Genomic DNA, 692 nt, shown 5'->3' with positions numbered 1-692 from the left:
CGACCGGTCACCACGGTGCCGCGGCCGGAGATCGAGAACACGTCTTCCACCGGCATCAGGAACGGCTTGTCCACGTCGCGCTGCGGCTCCGGGATGAACGAGTCCAGCGCGTCCACCAGCTTCAGGATCGCCGGCACGCCGATCTCGCTCTGGTCGCCTTCCAGCGCCAGACGGGCCGAACCGTGGATGATCGGGGTGTCGTCGCCCGGGAAGTCGTACTTGCTCAGCAGCTCGCGCACTTCCATCTCGACCAGCTCGAGCAGCTCGGCGTCGTCGACCATGTCGGCCTTGTTCAGGAACACCACGATGTGCGGCACGCCGACCTGGCGCGACAGCAGGATGTGCTCGCGGGTCTGCGGCATCGGGCCGTCAGCGGCCGAGCACACCAGGATCGCGCCGTCCATCTGCGCCGCACCGGTGATCATGTTCTTGACGTAGTCCGCGTGACCCGGGCAATCCACGTGCGCGTAGTGGCGCGTCGGGGATTCGTATTCCACGTGGGCGGTCGAGATCGTGATGCCGCGCGCCTTCTCTTCCGGCGCCGCGTCGATCGCGTCATACGCCTTGAACTCGCCGCCGAAGCGCTCTGCGCCGATCTTGGTCAGCGCCGCGGTCAGCGTGGTCTTGCCGTGGTCGACGTGACCGATGGTGCCGACGTTGACGTGCGGCTTGGTGCGCTCGAACTTACCCTT

1 protein-coding gene is annotated in these 692 nt (G+C 66.8%); it reads right to left on the bottom strand.

The annotated features are described in order from the left end of the window. Positions 1–692 (bottom strand): GTP-binding protein (locus J7357_RS21100; protein ID WP_209249485.1); only part of this gene is annotated, 692 nt, incomplete at both ends.

Origin of the sequence: Xanthomonas sp. D-109 (genome assembly GCF_017746095.1) — a bacterium.
GTDB classification, from domain to species: Bacteria; Pseudomonadota; Gammaproteobacteria; order Xanthomonadales; family Xanthomonadaceae; genus Xanthomonas_A; species Xanthomonas_A sacchari.
The sequence above is the reverse complement of the archived record's forward strand: the minus strand, read 5'-3'. Positions and strand labels throughout refer to the sequence as shown.